This window comes from Cyanobium sp. FACHB-13342 (assembly GCF_014697415.1).
In the GTDB taxonomy this organism is placed as follows: domain Bacteria; phylum Cyanobacteriota; class Cyanobacteriia; order PCC-6307; family Cyanobiaceae; genus Cyanobium_A.
The window spans coordinates 1-16,470 of record NZ_JACJRT010000016.1 but is presented as its reverse complement, the minus strand read 5'-3'; the positions used below and the strand labels follow the sequence as shown (position 1 = coordinate 16,470).

Sequence of the window (16,470 nt, the reverse complement as noted above, 5' to 3'; positions counted from 1 at the left end):
CAGCACATCACCGTCTCCTGGCGGCGCGTGCTTTGCTCAGCCCGGCCAGTCCTGCCCCCGAGCGAGGATTAGGCCGCTGCTGCTGCAGATCCAGGTGCTGAGCCCTGTGCTGATCGCCCTGCCCCTGCCCCACGCCCATCTGGAGGGCACGCTGCTGCCGCGCGGATTTTTTCTGGGGCTGGGGCTGATCTACCTGGCGGCCCTGGCCGTGGATCGCCTGGCGGCGACCTGGCGGTTGCCGGGGGCGGCCGCCGTGCTGCTGCTGGGCCTGCTGATTCCCACGGAGTTTTTGACCCAGGCCCAGCCCCTCGGCCCGCTGCAGGTGGAGACCCTGCACCGGGTAAGCCTGGCGCTGCTGATCTTCTACGCCGGTCTCAAGACCGACCTGCGCCGCATCCGCGGCATGACCGCCGCAGGCCTGCAGCTGGGCTGTGGTGGTGCGTTGATCACCGTGGCGGTCGCGGCTCTGGCGCTCCTGGTGCTGTCGCCTCTGGTTCCAGGTGGGGTGCCGCCGGCCGCCGCGGTGCTGGCGGTGTGCTGCCTGGGCGCCACCGACAGCGGCGCCATCGAGGATCTGCTGGTGGCGCTGGGCCATTCCATCCGCGGCCGCCTCAGCCACCTCCTGCAGTTCGAGGTGGCGGTGAACACGGTGGTGACCTTGCTGGGCTTCGGCTTGGTGGCCGGTGTGTTGCAGGCCCACCCCCATGGCGACCATCAGGCCCTGCATGGGGTGTTGGCCAGTCGCCTGCCCGAGCAGCTGGGTGCGGTTGGGTTGCATGTGGGCGCTGGCCTGCTGGCCGGGTTGATCGTGGGCGCCCTGGCGCCGCGCCTGATCGATGCCCTGGTGCGCTCCGAGCCCATGCTGCTGCTGGTGGCGGTGGCGCTGGCCTTTGTGGCCTTCGGCTTCGGCCAGCTGCTGGGGGGTGGTGGGCTGCTGGCGGTGTTCGTGGCCGGGGTATTGCTCTCCAACGGCCGCTACCGGATCGGTCGCTTTGAGCAGCAGGCCCTGGGCCGGGTGATGCATCCGCTGAACACGGCCGCCGAAATCACGGTGCTGCTGTTGCTCGGCCTGCTGGTGAAGCCCGCCGCGCTGATCACGGTGCTGCCGCTGGGGCTCGCCCTGGCGATCGTGGTGCCGCTGGCGCGGTTGTTGGCGGTGTGGGCCCTGCTGCCGGCAGCCCGCTTCCCCTGGCCCGATCGCCTGGTAATTGCCGGTGGCGGGCTGCGGGCGGCGGTGCCCCTGGCGCTGGCGGTGTCGATGACAGAGGAACTGCCTCACCTGCGCGGGGTTGTCCCGGCGTTGGCGGAGCCCCTGGCGGGTCAGCTGCTGGCCTTGCTGTTCGTGGTGGTGCTGGCGGATTTGTTGCTGCAGCCGCTGCTGCTGCGCCGATTGCTGCCGTTCAGCCCCGAGCCATCTCCGTCCTGAACGGCGAGCGCTCCACCAGGGCGGTGATGCCCAGCTGCTTGCGCCAGTCGGCCAGGGCCCGGTCCCAACCCTGCTCCCAGCGCTGGGCCAGCAGCGGTGCGCAGACCCGGCCCAGTTCCAGGCCGTAGGCCGCTGCCTGCCCCACGTCCACGTCGCCGGCGACGGGGCCCTCGAGGCAGCGATGCAGCAGATCGGCCCCCAGCAGCATGGCGCTGCCGGGCCAGCGCAGCTGCATCACGGTTACAGCACTCATCGCCGCTTCCCCGGCCGCCGTGGGCGGGCAGCCGCACACCACATGCCAGAGGTCATGGGTGTGGCGCACCCGCTGGTGCAGCCAGGTGTCGTCGCCATCGTTGCCGGCGTGCAACACCGGATCGGGCAGGGGCTGGCCGCCCGCATTGGCGAACCAGCTGGCGTAGGCGTGGCCGAGGCTTTGCGCAGGCAACGCCAGCAGCTCGGCCGGGCTGGGCCAGGGCCCCCAGTAGCGCTCGCGGATCAGCGGCGCGATCGCCGGGTCGCTGCGCAGGGCGGCGCGGGCGGCATCCGCCACCGGTGTGGCATAGCTGCGGGTGAGCAGATCGAAGCCATGGCCCAGGTCGTCCGGGTGGGCTGCCAAGGCCGAGAGATCGGTGGCCAGGTGCAGCAGCTGGCGGCGCAGGGAAGAACGCATGGCAGGGGAGGCAGCGGCAGGGCATTCCAATCCAGCCGATGGCTGGTGGCCAACCCGGCCTCACCAACCGATGTCCCCGAATGGGGGGCATCGGTTGGTGAGGCTGAGCGTCAGAGTGGGTTCGAATCCGACCAGCACTGACCACCATGCCCCTCAGACAGTGCGACCTTCCCTATCCCCATTGGGAGTTCAGCGATCCCACCAGCGGTGACCTGCTGCGGGTGGTGCCCGAGCGCGGCGGCTTGATCAGTGGCTGGCGCTGCGGCGACCGGGAGGTGGTGTACCTCGATCTCGAGCGTTTCCTCGATCCCGCCCAGTCGGTGCGGGGCGGTTTTCCGGTGCTGTTCCCGATCACCGGCGGGCTGCCGGATAACCAATTGCCCCTGCCCCAGGGCACCTTCACCGTTGGCCAGCACGGCTTTGCGCGGCAGTTGCCCTGGCGGATGGAACCCCTCGCCGACGGCCGCGGCGTGGCCCTGGAGTTGATCGACACCGAGGAGACCCTCCAGTCCTATCCCTTCCAGTTCCTGCTGCGCATGGAGGTGCGGCTGGCTCCCGGTGCCCTGGAGATCGGCACCACGGTGAGCAACCGCAGCGCGGCCCCGATGCCGTTCAGCTTCGGGCTGCACCCCTACTTCAACCTCTCCAGCCTGGATGGGGTGCGGTTTGAGGGGCTGCCCGACGAATGCCTGAATCACCTCACGATGGCTCCCGCGTCCACCGCCGAGCAGATGCAACGACTGCCCCAGGGCATCGATCTGCTGGTGCGTCCCACCGGTGCGGTGCGCCTGGTGGATGAGGCGGACGGCGCCACCCTCGAACTGCAGCTCAGCCATCCCTTCGATCTGGTGGTGCTCTGGACCGAACCCCCTCGGCCGATGGTGTGCATCGAACCCTGGAGCGGCCCGCGCCAATCGCTGCTGAGTGGCGACCGCAAGATCGAGCTGGCACCGGGCGCCAGCACTGAGCTCCACACCCGCTACGCCCTGACCCACGCCGAGCAGTCGCCCCTCTGAGTCCCTGCCCAAGCAGGGGCGGCCCAGGCGTGAAAGGCCTTCAGCTGATTGAGGGACAGGGCTGGCAGTCGGAAGTGTCGGTGCGCAGGCCCGACACTTCCTGATCCACTTGGGCTAGGCGCTCCAGCACGAGGCTGAGATCCAGAGAGGTGAGTTCGCCGTCGTCGCTCCACTTCAGGCAGGTGCGCCCAAGGCAGGTATTGAAGTCCGTCATGGCGGACCCCCGATTTGCTGTTTCGTTCAGTCTGCTCCCAGTGGCGGATCAGCGATGCCCCCAAACGGGGGCAATCGCCGATCCGGGTGGGTCAGAACCAGGCCAGCTGGGCCTGCTCGCGCGTGTTCACCCGCGCCTCGGGCGTGCGGCGCTGGCTTGACCCTGTGGGTCAGGGTTCCTAGTTTTTGCGATACCCAGGAGCTTTCCGTGCGCCGACCGTTCCAGTCCAGGCGCACGCTGTCATGGCTCGGCTTGCTGTCTCTGGTCGGCCTCGGCGGCTGTGTCAAGCCACCCCCGCCCCCTCCCCCGCCCACCTTTTCGCTGGTCAGCCCAACGCGGCAGACCTTTACCGACCAGGCCACCTACCAGAGCACCCTCGAATCGATCGCCAACGTGCCCCTGGCGGCCGAGATCGATGGCCGCATCGTGGCGATGCCGATGCGTGAGGGGCAGCTGGTGCGCCCCGGCGATCCCCTGTTCCGGCTCGACCAGCTCCAGCAGCAGGCCAGCGTGGCCGCCGCCGCCGCCCAGGCCCGGGAGGATCGCCTCGAGGCGGAGCGCTACATCTTTCTCAATGAGCAGGGCGCCGCCTCCACCAAGCAGCGCGATGCCAAGGTGACGGCCGCGATCACCAGCGCCGAGCAGCTGAAGGCCAGCGCGGCCACCCTTGCCTACAAGGACGTGACGGCGCCGATCGCCGGCATGGTGGGCGACATCCAGCACAAGCTGGGAGCTGTGGTGCGTCGCGGTGAGACGATCACCACCATTGTGGACAACCGCCGCCTCTGGGTGCGGCTCGATGTGCCGGGTGAGCAGGCCTATCGCGTGCGCCTCGGCATGCCGGTGGAGCTGCAGGCGCCCGACAAGCCTGCCCTCAAGGCGATGGGCACCGTGACGTTCATCGCCCCCTCGCTCGATCGGCGCACCCAGACGCTGCTGGTGAAGGCCACCTTCACCAACGCCGATGGCGCCCTGCGGGATCAACAGCGCGTGCAAGCCAGCTTGCGTTTCGGGGCGACCAACACGCTGGCGCTTCCCCAGGCGGCGGTGCTGCTGCAGGCCGGGCAGACCTTCGTGTTTCGGGCGGTGTCGCCCGGGGAGGCCCAGCACCTGATCGGCGCACCGATCACTCCCGCTCCGCCGGCCGGGGCGTTGGTGGCGGTGCAGACGCCGGTGTCCCTCGGCAGCCTGCAGGCCGGCCGTTTCGCCGTGCTGAACGGCCTGAGCGCCAGCGATGCCGTGGTGATCGGCAACCTGGCCCAGCTGCGCAGCGGCATGGTGATTCCGCGGAAATGAGCCTTTCTGACACCTTCATTCGCCGGCCGGTGCTCAGCACCGTGTGCAGCATCCTGATCCTGATGGCCGGGGTGATCGCGCTGCCGCTGCTGCCGATCGAAAACTTGCCCAACATCGCGCCGCCCACGATCCAGGTGACGGCCAACCTGCCGGGTGCCGATGCGCTCACGGTGGAGAGCGCCGTGACCGGTCCGCTGGAGGAGCAGATCAACGGCGCGCCCGGGATGGATTACATCAGCTCCAACAGCACCAGCCAGGGCGTTAGCCAGATCAACGTGGTGTTCAAGGCCGGCACCAATGCCGACATCGATCAGGTGAATGTGCTCAACCGGGTGCAGACCGCCTCGGCCCAGTTGCCCGAGCAGGTGAACAACCAGGGCGTGACGGTGCAGCAGACCGCCACCAGTTATCTGCTGGTGTACAACCTCACCTCCACGCAAGGCCAGTTCAGCCGCGAATACCTCAACGGCCTCTATCAGCTCAACCTTGCCTACCCGCTCAGCCGCGCCCAGGGTGTGGGCCAGGTGACCGTGTTCGGAGCCAGCGATCCGGCCTACAAGCTCTGGGTGGATCCGGCCAAGCTCAGCCGTTTCAACCTCACGATTCTGGATGTGGAGAACGCCCTGCGCTCCCAGAACCAGATCGTGGTGGGCGGCAGCATCGGCGGCCCGCCGGCGTCAGCCGACAACCCCACCAACCTGCCGGTGCTGGTGCAGGGCAACCTGCGCACGGTGGAGGAGTTCGAAAACCTCGTGCTCACCCGTGGCCCCTCGGGGCTGCTGAGCGACAGCGGCCCCGACGGCAGCCTGATCCGTCTGCGGGATGTGGGCCGGGCCGAATACGCCTTCCAGAACTTCAACCAGGCGGCGATCAACGGCATCTCCGGCCATCCCTGTGTGGGCTTTGGGGTGATCCAGCTGCCGGGCAGCAATGCGATCACTACGGCGGCTGCCGTCGACAAAGTGCTGACGCAATTCCGCACCACCCTGCCGCCGGGGGTGAAGCTGGAGAAGGTGTTCGATCAGACCGACTTCATCAACGCCTCGATCTTCGGCGCCCTCGATGCGCTGCGCGATGCGGTGGTGCTGGTACTGCTGATCATCTTCCTGTTTCTGCAGGACTGGAAGGCCACGATGGTGCCGGCCCTGGCCCTGCCGATCGCCTTGCTGGGGGCCATGATTTTCGTGAAGGCGTTTGGCTTCTCGATCAACGAACTCACCCTGCTGGGGGTGATCCTGGCCACCGGCCTGGTGGTGGACGACGCGATTGTGGTGGTGGAGGCGGTGTCGGCCCGGATTGAAGCGGGCGACAAACCGTTTGCGGCGGCCTCCAATGCCATGAAGGAGTTGACGGGGGCGATCCTGGCCACGGCGCTGGTACTGCTGGCGGTGTTCATCCCCGTCACCTTCTTTCCCGGAGCCACCGGGGTGATCTACCGCCAGTTCGCGCTCACGATCGTGTTCTCGATTCTGGTGAGCACCTTCAACGCCATCAGCGGCAAGCCGCTGCAGTCGGCCCTGCTGCTGGGGGGCGGCAAGACCAACCCCTCCGGCCGCACCTGGATGTTCATCGGCGGAGCCTTTGGGGCGGGGTATGGCTACCTGTTTGGAGGCGTCCTGTGGCTGCTGCTGTTCGGGGCACTCGGTGCTGGGGTGGGCCGCAATCTGCAGCCGATCTTCGCGGCGTTCAACAGGCAGTTTGAGCGGATGGCTGCGGCCTATGGCCGCCTGCTGGAGCAGGCGATCCGGCGGCGGCGCCAGTTGGTGAGTGCCGTGCTGGGCGGTGTGGTGCTCACCGCCCTGGCTTTCCTGGTGATCCCCTCGGGCTTTGTGCCCACGGAAGATCAGGGCTACGGCCTGGGCATCATTCAGTTGCCGCCCCAGGCCTCGCTGGAGCAGACGATGAAGGTGGCCGACCAGGCCCGCCAGATCCTGGCCAAGGAGCCGGAGATCGTGAGCGGTGAGCTGATCGGTGGTGCCGGCTTCAACGGCGGTGCCCTCAACCAGGGCTTGTTCTTCTTCGGCCTCAAGCCGATCGAAGAGCGCAGTGGCGCCGATCAGTCGGCGCGAGCGGTGGTGCAGCGACTGAACAAGCAGTTCCAGAGCATCGAGGGCGCCAAGGTGATGGCCCAGCAGCCGGCGGCGGTGCCGGGATTCAGTGCCCAGGGCGGCCTGGCGTTCCAGTTCAACGACCTCAGCAACGGCGGCTACAGCCCCACCAACCTGCTGGCCATGGCCAACCAGCTGATCGACAAGGCCAAGGCCACCGGCTCCTTCTACAACCTCTACACCCAGTTTGTGAGCGATGCGCCGGTGTGGCGGATTGAGCCCGATCGCGATCGCATGGCTTCGCTGCAGGTGGATTTCGCCACGGCGATGAAAGCCCTCGGCGCCCTGAACGGGGGGGCGTTTGTGAACCAGACCTACGAGAACGGCCAGTACCGCCAGGTGTACGTGCAGGCCGAAGGCAGCAAGCGCGAAACGATCGAGAGCCTGGAGAATCTCTATGTGCCTGCCGCCGGAGGCGCCCAGATTCCGTTGCTGAATCTGGTGACGGTGCGGCTCGACAGCGCACCGCCGATCATCAGCCACTTCGACCTCAACCGCACGGTGCTGATCCAGGGGTTTGAGGCGATTGGCAAGAGCACCGGCCAGGCGATTGATGCCCTCACCGCCACCTTCCAGCGGCTCAACTTCACCAACATCGGCATGGACTGGTCGGCCCTGAGCCGCTCGGAGGTGGCCGCCGGTTCGCTGGCGGCCCTGGTGTTTGCCCTGGGCCTGGTGGTGGTGTACCTGGTGCTCTCGGCCCAGTACGGCAGCTACATCGATCCGCTGGTGATCCTGATGACGGTGCCGCTGGCGATCCTGGGCGCGCTGCTGTTCCTGGTGCTCAACCAGCAGGTGAACAACGTCTACGCCCAGGTGGGCCTGGTGACGCTGATCGGCCTGGCGGCCAAGAACGGCATCCTGATCGTCGACCTGGCCAACCAGCGCATGGAGGCCGGCCTCTCCGATGTGGAGGCGGCCATGGGGGCGGCCCAGTCGCGGCTGCGGCCGATCCTGATGACGGCCTCGGCGGCCCTCTCGGGCTTCTTTCCGCTGGTGGTGGCCAGCGGCGCCGGCGCCATGAGCCAGCGCTCGATCGGCTCGGTGATCTTCGGTGGCCTGCTGGTGGCCACGGCGATGAGCTTGTTTGTGGTGCCGGCCTTCTATGTGTTGATGAAACGGCTGGAGGCCAGCTGGTTCCCCGCCAGTGCTGCCAAGCCCTCCCTGCCCGCCTCCTGATGCCGCTGCCCCACCCGCCCGGTTACGAGCCCCCGCGTCAGAGCGGCCTGGATCGCCGCCGGGTGCTGCTGGCCGGCGTGATTCTCAGCCTGATCGCCGGCGGCCTGGTGGTGCTGGGGCGCCGGGCGGCGGCCCATGCCGGCAATGTCTTGCCCCACGCCTCGCTGGAGCGGGCCTTGGTGGTGGTGCTGGTGGCCGGCGGCTGCGGTGCCTGGGGCGAAACCATGCGGCAGCTGGCCGTGATCGCCCGCAGCAACGACGAAGACGGTTGGCTCAGGTGATCACGGTGGGGCGATCCATCCCGGTGCGGGTCTTGATTTCGGCCAGGGCGTCGATCGCCGTGATCAGATCGCCCAGGGCAGCCTGGGGATCCTGGCCCAGGTTGCCGTTGGGCTGCACATAGCTCTCCAGGTACACCCGCAGGGTGGCGCCCTGGGTGCCGGTGCCGGAGAGGCGCAGCACCACGCGGCTGCCGTCGTCGAGCAGCAGGCGCAGGCCCTGGCCGCTGGTGAGCGAGCCATCCACCGGATCGGTGTAGGCGAAGTCGTCGGCGGTGGCGATGCTGCGGCCGGCGAAGGACTGGCCCACCAGCGCGGGCTGCATCTCCTTGATGCGGTTGTAGAGGCCGTGGGCGGCGTCGCTGGCGATGGCTTCGTAGTCGTGGCGCGAGTAGTAGTGCCGGCCGAAACGGCTCCAGTGCTCCGCCATGATCCGGCTCACGGGCTCCCGCCGCCGGGCCAGGATCTGCAGCCAGAACAGCACGGCCCAGAGTCCGTCCTTCTCGCGGATGTGGTTGGATCCCGTGCCGAAGCTCTCTTCGCCGCAGAGGGTGATGCGGCCGGCATCAAGCAAGTTGCCGAAGAACTTCCAGCCCGTGGGGGTTTCAAAGCAGAGCAAGCCCAGCTCTTTCGCCACCACATCGGCGGCGGCGCTCGTGGGCATGGAGCGGGCCACGCCGGCCAGCCCATCGGCATAGCCCGGGGCCAGGGTGGCATTGGCCGTGAGCACCGCCAGGCTGTCGCTGGGGTTCACGAAGCAGCGGGTGCCCAGGATCATGTTGCGATCGCCGTCGCCATCGCAGGCGGCGCCGAAGCGGTAGGCATCGCTGCCCATCAGCAGCTCGGCCAGGTCGTGGGCGTAGGTGAGGTTGGGGTCGGGGTGACCGCCGCCGAAGTCCTCCAGGGGAATGCCATTGCGCACCGTGCCGGCGGGCGCACCCAGCACCCCTTCCAGGATGCGGCTGGCGTAGGGGCCCGTCACGGCGTGCATGGCGTCGAAGGCCATCGGGAAGTCGCCCCGCAGCAGATCGCCGATCTGGTCGAAGTCGAACAGGCGCTGCATCAGCGCCACGTAGTCGTCGACGCCGTCGATCACGTCTACTTGCAGGGCGCCGATGCTGCTGCGGCCCGGGGCCGAGAGGTCGAGATCAGCTCCGCCTTCGCAGATCCGGTAGCCGTCCAGCTTCAAGGTGGCGGCGTAGATGGCGTCGGTGATCGACTCCGGGGTGGGACCGCCGTTGGCGCCATTGATCTTGACGCCGAAATCGCCGTCGGGGCCGCCGGGGTTATGGCTGGCCGAGAGGATCACGCCGCCCACGGCCCCGTGTTGGCGGATCAGGTGGGAGGCCGCGGGCGTGGAGAGGATGCCACCGGTGGTGGTGATCAACCGGGCCGCACCGTGGGCGGCGGCCATGCGGGCGATCACGGCGATGGCCTGGCGGTTGCCGAAGCGGCCATCGCCACCCACCACCAGGGTGCCGCCAGCCACACCGGGGAGCACCTGGAGGCTCGCCTCGATGAAGCTCTCGAGGTAGTGGGGCGTCTGGAACTGGCGGCTGCTTTTGCGCAGGCCCGAGGTGCCGGGCTTCTGGTCGGTGAAGGGCTGGGCCAGGGAAATCTGGCTGACGCTCACGGGACTGCTGCTGGTCATCGGCCGAGCCCACCGGGGCGTTGGGGGCACCAAATTAGCCCTGGCTTGCGACCCGCCTGGAGCTGGCTAGGGTCCGATTAACGATGGATGAAACCCTCCGTGAAGGCCGTTGAGCAACCCGGGGCGTTCCCCCGCACCAGCCCCCTGCCCCGCCTGCTGCTGGCCGGATTGGCTTTGGTGGTGGTTGGTGCCGTTGTGGGCCCCGGCCGGGCCGCCGTGGTCGGGGGTGCCCGGGTGATCCCCTTCGAGCAGGCGGTGGAGCGCAGCCGGGTGGCGGCCGAGGCGGTGATCCATCGCCGCGGCAAGGAAACCTGCCTGCGGGGCAAGCTCACCAATGCCCTGCTGGGGCTGTCGGCCAGCTGCGAGGCCGTGGGCCAGCGCAGTGGGCTCTGCGCCCTGGCCGATCAGGCGGTGGTGCAGACGGGGTGGTCGATGGCGTTCATGGATGCCACCGCCCACCAGGTGCTCGATCTCATCGAGGCGAAGCCGACTCCCTAGGGCTCAGCTCACGAGCTGGGGATCAGGCCGAATCCCTTTTTCTGTTGGGGTTTGTCTTTGTCCTTGCTGGGGGCCACCGTGCGGGTCTGCTGTTTGCAGAAGGGAATCACGTCCTGGCCGGCCCGGTTGAGGGCTTCGCGCCGTTCATAGGTGTTGGTGGGCGCCGGTTTGGCCCGTTCCCGGATCGCCCAGATGGCGTCCTTGCAGCTGGCCCCCAGGCGGGGATGGTCCATCAGCGGATCGGCCATGGTGCGTGCCTTGTCGCAACTTTCGGCCGTGTTTTCCCGGCCGCAGATGAAGGTGTTGAGCTGGATTTCACGCAGCTGCTCCATCGAGGGGTAGGGCGGATCCTGGGGGGCGGCCTGCAGGGGGGCGGCCAGTCCGACCATCAGCCCCAGGCTGAGCGCACGACCAAAACCGGCGGCGGGATGGAGCTGGAGGGGAGCCATGGTGTCAGGGGTGTGGCCCCCATCATGGCGGGGCCGGAAGCGCGGCCAGCCCCTGGCGCAGCGGCTGCTGCTGGTGGATCCAGTGGGCGGCGACGGCCGGGCCCACGATCGGTGCGGCCAGGGCCAGGCCACAGCGGAGCCAGGCCTGATCGCGCAGCAGCTCGCCCCGGCTGGCTTCGGCGGCCTGGAGCTGCTGCAGCGCCGTGATTTCCGGTTGCCGCTCCGCCGCGATGGCGGCCAGCCCCCCATCGAGCGCGTCTCCGGTGGCCCCGCTGCGGAGCAGGGGCACCAGGTGCACGCTGGCCACCCAGGCATCGCGCAGGGCCATGTTGATCCCCTGGGCCCGTACCGGACTCATCGGGTGGGCCGCATCCCCGAGCAGCAGCAGGCCCGGGCGCCACCACGGCGCCGCCAGCCCCACCTGCACCGCCAGGCGGGTGGGGGCACTCAGGCCGGCGGGCCCTTGCCGCAACCAGGCCGCCAGCTCGGGTGGGCAGAAGCCAGCCATCCGTTCGATCCAGCCGTCGCTGGCGAGGGCCGGAACGGGGGCACCCTTCTCCAGCACCCAGCCGATTTGCACGCCTCCGGCGGCGCTTTCGAAGGCGCTGAACACGCCTGCGGCGCCCACCAGGGTGGTGAAGCAGCCCTCCAGGGGTGTGGGTTCGGGGCAGGCCAGCTGGAACCAGAGCAGGTCGATCGAGCTGGGGGCTCCCACCAGCTCCAGCCCAGCCTTCTGGCGCAGCAGGGAGGAGCGGCCATCGCCGCCGATCACCAGGTCGGCCTCAAGCTGGCGCCCGCCGCGCAGCTGCACGCCCACCACGCGATCCTCCCGCCAGAGCAGGTCGACCACGGGCTGGCCCCGCTCCAGTGCGAAGCAGGGAGAGGGGGACGCCTGCTCCAGCAGGGCTTCCAGCAGGGCCGGCTGACTCACCAGGGTGCAGGGCCGTTGGGGATCCCCGCCGAGGGGTTCGCGGGCGGTGAACAGGTGGCGGCCATTGACCACGAAGCGCCAGCCCTGGAGCGGTCGCTGGGGCAGGGCGGCCAGCAGGTGGCTGAGCCCCATGGCGGCCAGGGCCTCCAGGCCCGAGGGCATCAGGGCTTCGCCGCGAAATTGGCGCTGCAGGCTGGTGCTGGCCTCCACCAGGGTGACGGCCACACCGGCGCGGGCCAACATCAGGGCCAGGCAGGCACCGGCCGGCCCGGCGCCCACCACCACGACCCTGGGGGCCGGGTTCAGCGGCTCACTCAAACGAAAGAGTTGTAGTTGCGCGTGCCGCCGCTGATTGGATCCACATGCCCCATCAGCTGGCTTTTCTTGGCGAGCAGATACTCCACCAGCTCCTGCTGCACAGCCAGCAGCTCCTTGGTGCAGCCGCGGAAGGCGGCGCGGTGACGGATTTCGTCGTGGCGGGTGTGCAGGTCGCGCAGCATCAGCTGGATGGCATCCAGGGTGGCTGAGGTGTTGCGCGAGGCCGGTGGGGCATCCGAGGCACGCTCCGTTCCACTGACCATGGCCACAGCATTGCGGGGAGATCCCAGCGTAGGGGCGGGCCGCCGGGTTCAGTGCTGCCGATCAGCAGTCGCCGAACAGGGTGCTGGACACCTGGTGGAAGGTGTCGAAGGCGTCCTGGTGGTCGAGCCCGCTCACCGCCAGGGAGACGGTCTGCTGGCGGGGGTTGCACTCCACCGCCAGGCTCACGGCGCGGGCGCCATGGTCGGCATGGAAGGCGGCGCTCTGGCCGTCGGCGGCGTAGAGGGTTTCCGGGGCGTGGGTGAAGCCCAACTCGTTGGCCAGCAGGCTGATGCCGGCGAGGGACTCGCTGAGGCTGCCGTCGCAGCGGATCGCCGTGGTGTACACGACCGGTGGGGCGGGGGCGGTGTCCTCCGCCGGCAGGATCAGGGAGTTCGCCAGGGACTTCACCAGGCTGCTGGTCTTCACCAAGGACTTCATCGGTGTTGTTGACCCATCCGCACCGCCGGATCGTAGGGGCAGATCCCCAGATGTGGTGTTCAAGGTTTCCTCAAAGCCTACGGGTGGTGGTTGACCTGCCCACCCCTGCTGCCTCTCACCCCCTCTGCACCCCACTCCCGCACCGGTTTCGCTGCCGCTCCTGTTTGCGGGCCAGCCGCTCGGTGATGCCCAGCTCAGCTCCTTTCCAGAGCCGGTCGATTTCGGTGGTGAAGTGGGCGGCGAGCAGAGGGGAGTCGAACACCAGCAGGGTTTCGTCGTTCTGATGGGCGGCGGATGGGCTCCAGTTGAAGGAACCGGTGATCACGGTGCGGTGGTCGATCACAGCCACTTGAGCGAGCTGGGATGGCAGAAGGGTTGCGGGAGAGGGAAAGAGGGTGGCTGTTGAGGCAGAAAAGCCACGGCACAAGCCATTGGGGGGATTGGTATGTGGAGATGGTTTGGCTTCTGAAAGGCTTTGAAGTAGGCCAGATGGCAGTGCTGGCGTTAATTTTGAGGAAACTATCAGCGTCGCAAAAGAACACTGGATTGATCCAGATCCAGTTGTGAGTCAACAGCAAGAACCGTCTGAACCACTATCTGAACCAATAAAGGCGGCCGCATCTGCAAGATTTATGTAAATCTCAGGGATTATTCAGTGATCAGTGATCCGCCCAAGTCTTCAGGCAGTTTTAGATTTCAAAGTAGATCTTTCAATGCACCTTGTGTTCATGTTGCGAAACAGTAGTTGTGCTCTACGTCTCGCGTCGCGGCAAAAAATGAAATTTCCCTCAAAGAAAGGGCAACTCACCGCTGGTGCCGATTGAAACAAATCCTGTCGACCAGCTCGTTTTGGCGGGTTTTCAGCCGAGCAGAAAATTATTTGCGGTTAGAACTGGATTATCCAAGAAATACGCTAAAAGTTCTTTGCTTCCGCTGCCATTGCCATCGGAGTCGTAATACAAATGTCCAATAGTAGCGTCGTAAATAATTCTCTGGCTTGCGGTGTCTGCATCCTTCCCAAATGCAAGCAAGTTTGGATTAATAATGCCAGGATTGCCCTCGCTCAAGCCCGAGAAGGTGTCGATGGGTAAAAGTATTTTGTCGTTGCTGGAATTAAAGTCAAGGATGGTCGGAACAGAGTTTGCATCAGCGTTGTTGACGTCATCAGCAAGGATGATGAGATCGAAACCGTTGCCTGTCATGATATCACAATCCTCAAGTGCTATATAGACTTGGTTCGGATTAAATACAGCGGCGTCGGCTCCTATGAGTGCAACTAGTTCTACCTCTTCTGCGACATTACTGCTTGGTAAGCCAGTGAGCCAGTCAAAGCCTAATTGGGCTCCCTCGTAGCCAACAAATATTGGAGAGGGCTGCTGCGCCTTGAGGATCGCTGATACTTCTGAGGGGAAGACAGCTTTTAGCTGCTCAATGCTCTGCGTCCCCAGGCTATTTTGGTTGTAAAAAATATTGCCGAACTCTACTGATCTGTATTGGTCTTCTGGAAGGTAATATTTGTATTCATAATCTTCCTCATATGTCCCAAGAAGAACGCCGCTTAACGTAAATAGAAAACTAGCAGAATAAGATGAGAAACTCGAATCTTCGTAATTATTGTATGATGTTTGATTGGTGTCAGCCAGGAAAATGCCATCGCTTAGCCAAGTTTCGATCGAGCTGGTTTGTCGGACCATAAATGACCTGGCTATGTCCGATTTCTCCTCGCTAGGAAATAAGCAATCGTATTCACGGTAAAGAGATTTGTCTGACAACAAATCGGCGGCCGCCCGAGATATAGTTTTAAATCCGCTAGAGCTAAAGAGATTCTGCTCATTAAGCATTGCTATAAACTCATAAGCTTTGCCGCCATATAAATAAGGCGCATCCCCAGGGCTTGCTGCAAGTTCAAGCGATTTTAGCTTTTCATAGCTATCTGGATTGCCAGCCCACAGAGTATTATCGTCTGCGCCATAAAAGCTCCAGCGTATATCGCCATCAATAAATAGCCCCATGCTAAAGTTTTCAGCGACGGCGTATTCTTCAAAGTAGCCATAATCAATAGCCTTTTCGCTGTAAGAGCTGCTGAACTTAAGACTGTTTATTGATATCTCTGAAATATCAACTAGCTCGTTCTTGAATGTCTCAACGTACTGAGCAATCGGAGATGTTGTCGACCGCTGGGTATCGGCCTCAAACCCAATGCCGCTAAATGCATATGATAGAGCTATCACGCTCCAAAAGTGTTTTGCAAAATCTAAAGGTGCTTCGCTTCGCTTGGGGTCACCTAGTGAGCCATCATTATTCAGCTCCACTCCAAAGGCACTTTCCCACTGCCATAGCCGCTCGGCAGAGAGCCAACCGCTGCTGCCCGTGATCACTCCAGCGCTGTTCGTGGTCCAGACCAGGCCTTGACCTTCATAGGCCCCCGTGCCATCCAGCAGCACTTGATACCCAGTTCCAAAAGCACGTGCTCCCTTGGCGTCCCATGATCCCGAACTGGAATCCCGATAACTCACCCCATCACGGTTGCGCAGTTTCAGCAGGTCATCCGTATCCACATCGCCATCACGGTCGATGTAGTAGGTCCCCCCATAAACAGCTCCGATCGGGCGCACCAGGCGCCCACCAACCACATCAACAGCGGCATACCCTGTTGTTCCATCATCGTTCAGCTCCACCCCAAAGGCACTTTCCCACTGCCACAGCCGCTCGGCAGAGAGCCAACCGCTGCTGCCGGTAATGACCCCAGCGCTGTTGGTGGTCCAGACCAGGCCCTTGCCTGCATAGGTTCCCGTGCCATCCAGCAACACTTGATACCCAGTTCCAAAAGCACGTGCTCCCTTGGCGTCCCATGATCCCGAACTGGAATCCCGGTAACTCACACCCTCGCTGTTGCGCAGCTTCAGCAGGTCATCCGTATCCCCATCGCCATCACGGTCGATGTAGTAGGTCCCCCCATAAACAGCTCCGATCGGGCGCACTAGGCGCCCACCAACCACATCAACAGCGGCATACCCTGTTGTTCCATCATCGTTCAGCTCCACCCCAAAGGCACTTTCCCACTGCCACAGCCGCTCGGCAGAAAGCCAACCGCTGCTGCCGGTAATGACCCCAGCGCTATTGGTGGTCCAGACCAGGCCCTTGCCTGCATAGGTTCCCGTGCCATCCAGCAGCACTTGATACCCAGTTCCAAAAGCACGTGCTCCCTTGGCGTCCCACGATGCTGTACTCGCATCGCTGTAAATAGCCCCAGTACTGTTGGAAATAAAGAATGGAGTCGCTGCGGGCGTGTCAAGAGTGATTGCGTACCCTTTTCTTGACTTAATCTGTGAATACCCAAATAGGACGTTATTGCTGCTGTAAGCTTGATCAAATATGGGAAGGTATGTGGAAATCAAGCCGCTGGTGCCACTGAAAAATGTTCCTCCATATGCGGGATTCGGGCTGATCTGCCAAACACCTGAATTAATATTATTGTCTAGGTCAATATTTGGATCGACAACGCTGGTTGAAGTATCTATGGCATAGCCAAAGTACAAATCTCTGCCACCAAGTCCGTCGTTCGGAGTAGCAAATTGAATCGTTCCATTCGAGAGGGTAAATGCGTTAATGATAAAATAGCCATCACCAGTTGTCTCGGCGGTGCCTAAGTCTAAAAAGAGCTCTGTGCGTGCGTCACTGACAGGGCTTTGAATCCAAAAGCCTGTTCTGCTTGAATTACTGGATGCGAAAAT

At 64.6% G+C, this 16,470-nt stretch carries 14 protein-coding genes and 1 pseudogene; 6 read left to right on the top strand and 9 right to left on the bottom strand.

Annotation, left to right across the window (positions count from 1 at the left end; translation table 11 throughout):
* The first annotated feature begins 94 nt into the window (after nt 1-94).
* Nucleotides 95-1,426 (top strand): cation:proton antiporter, encoded by a 1,332-nt coding sequence (locus H6G16_RS12425; RefSeq protein WP_190390652.1) that lies wholly within the window; start codon nt 95-97, stop codon nt 1,424-1,426.
* Here H6G16_RS12425 and H6G16_RS12420 read toward each other — a convergent pair.
* Nucleotides 1,401-2,096, bottom strand: a complete 696-nt coding sequence (locus H6G16_RS12420; RefSeq protein WP_190390651.1) for a Coq4 family protein — start codon at nt 2,094-2,096, stop codon at nt 1,401-1,403. The genes H6G16_RS12425 and H6G16_RS12420 overlap by 26 nt on opposite strands.
* A 146-nt stretch (nt 2,097-2,242) precedes the next feature.
* Between H6G16_RS12420 and H6G16_RS12415 the strand changes: the two genes are divergently transcribed.
* On the top strand, nt 2,243-3,112 hold the full coding sequence (locus H6G16_RS12415; protein ID WP_190390650.1) for a galactose mutarotase: 870 nt from the start codon (nt 2,243-2,245) through the stop codon (nt 3,110-3,112).
* Between the two features lie 40 nt (nt 3,113-3,152).
* Here H6G16_RS12415 and H6G16_RS12410 read toward each other — a convergent pair whose 3' ends face one another.
* Entirely contained in the window at nt 3,153-3,326 is a 174-nt protein-coding gene (locus H6G16_RS12410; protein ID WP_190390649.1) for a hypothetical protein, read from the bottom strand.
* Between the two features lie 252 nt (nt 3,327-3,578).
* Here H6G16_RS12410 and H6G16_RS12405 point away from each other — a divergent pair, with 252 nt between their 5' ends.
* From H6G16_RS12405 to H6G16_RS12395, 3 genes are read left to right on the top strand one after another with little or no spacing between them, the layout of a single operon-like run.
* Nucleotides 3,579-4,622, top strand: a complete 1,044-nt coding sequence (locus tag H6G16_RS12405) for an efflux RND transporter periplasmic adaptor subunit (RefSeq protein ID WP_190390648.1) — start codon at nt 3,579-3,581, stop codon at nt 4,620-4,622.
* Nucleotides 4,619-7,909: an efflux RND transporter permease subunit gene (locus H6G16_RS12400; protein ID WP_190390647.1), complete on the top strand. Its 3,291-nt coding sequence runs from the start codon at nt 4,619-4,621 to the stop codon at nt 7,907-7,909. The genes H6G16_RS12405 and H6G16_RS12400 overlap by 4 nt, the downstream gene beginning before the upstream one ends.
* Nucleotides 7,909-8,190, top strand: coding sequence for a hypothetical protein (locus H6G16_RS12395; RefSeq protein WP_190390646.1), 282 nt, complete (start codon nt 7,909-7,911; stop codon nt 8,188-8,190). The genes H6G16_RS12400 and H6G16_RS12395 overlap by 1 nt, the downstream gene beginning before the upstream one ends.
* On the opposite strand, the gene H6G16_RS12390 is transcribed toward H6G16_RS12395, so the two are convergent.
* On the bottom strand, nt 8,183-9,838 hold the full coding sequence (locus H6G16_RS12390) for an alpha-D-glucose phosphate-specific phosphoglucomutase (protein WP_190390645.1): 1,656 nt from the start codon (nt 9,836-9,838) through the stop codon (nt 8,183-8,185). The two genes, H6G16_RS12395 and H6G16_RS12390, sit on opposite strands and share 8 nt — an antisense overlap.
* 87 nt (nt 9,839-9,925) lie before the next feature.
* Here H6G16_RS12390 and H6G16_RS12385 point away from each other — a divergent pair, with 87 nt between their 5' ends.
* The gene (locus tag H6G16_RS12385) at nt 9,926-10,336 is read left to right on the top strand and encodes a hypothetical protein (RefSeq protein ID WP_190390644.1); all 411 of its coding nucleotides are present in this window, start codon (nt 9,926-9,928) and stop codon (nt 10,334-10,336) included.
* A gap of 8 nt (nt 10,337-10,344) precedes the next feature.
* On the opposite strand, the gene H6G16_RS12380 is transcribed toward H6G16_RS12385, so the two are convergent.
* The 6 genes and pseudogenes from H6G16_RS12380 to H6G16_RS12355 form a co-directional block, all read right to left on the bottom strand.
* Complete coding sequence (locus H6G16_RS12380) at nt 10,345-10,785, bottom strand: hypothetical protein (RefSeq protein ID WP_190390643.1); 441 nt, start codon at nt 10,783-10,785, stop codon at nt 10,345-10,347.
* A gap of 22 nt (nt 10,786-10,807) precedes the next feature.
* On the bottom strand, nt 10,808-12,034 hold the full coding sequence (locus H6G16_RS12375) for an FAD-dependent monooxygenase (protein ID WP_242036429.1): 1,227 nt from the start codon (nt 12,032-12,034) through the stop codon (nt 10,808-10,810).
* Nucleotides 12,031-12,297 (bottom strand): hypothetical protein, encoded by a 267-nt coding sequence (locus tag H6G16_RS12370; protein ID WP_190390642.1) that lies wholly within the window; start codon nt 12,295-12,297, stop codon nt 12,031-12,033. The genes H6G16_RS12375 and H6G16_RS12370 overlap by 4 nt, the downstream gene beginning before the upstream one ends.
* Before the next feature lie 61 nt (nt 12,298-12,358).
* Entirely contained in the window at nt 12,359-12,736 is a 378-nt protein-coding gene (locus H6G16_RS12365) for a hypothetical protein (RefSeq protein WP_190390641.1), read from the bottom strand.
* Between the two features lie 115 nt (nt 12,737-12,851).
* A pseudogene (locus tag H6G16_RS13160) lies at nt 12,852-13,082 on the bottom strand (phospholipase D-like domain-containing protein); the annotation flags it as partial.
* Nucleotides 13,083-13,596: 514 nt separating this feature from the next.
* On the bottom strand, nt 13,597-16,470 hold a 2,874-nt coding region (locus tag H6G16_RS12355; RefSeq protein WP_199289405.1), incomplete at its 5' end, for a hypothetical protein.

Coding starts and splice junctions, on each gene's coding strand:
- H6G16_RS12365 (WP_190390641.1), bottom strand. CDS start 12,736: ATGAAGTCCTTGGTGAAGACCAGCAGCCTGGTGAAGTCCCTGGCGAAC.
- H6G16_RS12415 (WP_190390650.1), top strand. CDS start 2,243: ATGCCCCTCAGACAGTGCGACCTTCCCTATCCCCATTGGGAGTTCAGC.
- H6G16_RS12380 (WP_190390643.1), bottom strand. CDS start 10,785: ATGGCTCCCCTCCAGCTCCATCCCGCCGCCGGTTTTGGTCGTGCGCTC.
- H6G16_RS12390 (WP_190390645.1), bottom strand. CDS start 9,838: ATGACCAGCAGCAGTCCCGTGAGCGTCAGCCAGATTTCCCTGGCCCAG.
- H6G16_RS12400 (WP_190390647.1), top strand. CDS start 4,619: ATGAGCCTTTCTGACACCTTCATTCGCCGGCCGGTGCTCAGCACCGTG.
- H6G16_RS12370 (WP_190390642.1), bottom strand. CDS start 12,297: ATGGTCAGTGGAACGGAGCGTGCCTCGGATGCCCCACCGGCCTCGCGC.
- H6G16_RS12395 (WP_190390646.1), top strand. CDS start 7,909: ATGCCGCTGCCCCACCCGCCCGGTTACGAGCCCCCGCGTCAGAGCGGC.
- H6G16_RS12420 (WP_190390651.1), bottom strand. CDS start 2,096: ATGCGTTCTTCCCTGCGCCGCCAGCTGCTGCACCTGGCCACCGATCTC.
- H6G16_RS12385 (WP_190390644.1), top strand. CDS start 9,926: ATGAAACCCTCCGTGAAGGCCGTTGAGCAACCCGGGGCGTTCCCCCGC.
- H6G16_RS12410 (WP_190390649.1), bottom strand. CDS start 3,326: ATGACGGACTTCAATACCTGCCTTGGGCGCACCTGCCTGAAGTGGAGC.